We start from the raw sequence: 277 nt of genomic DNA on the forward strand, positions 1-277 counted from the left end.
GTCAGGTACTTGAAGGTACTGTTAAGAACATTACATCTTACGGTGTATTTGTTGATCTTGGAGGCGTTGATGGAAAAGAGGAAAATAATAAGTACTCAGCGCCATTAAACGCTCCATACTCTTCTTATTTCGCTTTAGGTAGGATTTGATAACACTTTCAAGAATATCTGCTTTTGTTAGAGAAGATACCACATCTGTTAAGATCGATAATCGGGTTGTAGACCTTAATTTACAGTCTAATGCCAGCCCGGTTGCTTTTTCTGAAGCAATTGACCGT

At 38.3% G+C, this 277-nt stretch carries 1 pseudogene; it reads left to right on the forward strand.

Going from position 1 to position 277, the window contains the following annotated elements:
• Positions 1 to 74, forward strand: a pseudogene (locus tag ACNKXV_RS14825) (S1 RNA-binding domain-containing protein); the annotation flags it as partial.
• Positions 75 to 277: the final 203 nt, after the last annotated feature.

This window comes from Christiangramia aquimixticola, from assembly GCF_048285835.1.
Lineage (GTDB): Bacteria > Bacteroidota > Bacteroidia > Flavobacteriales > Flavobacteriaceae > Christiangramia > Christiangramia aquimixticola.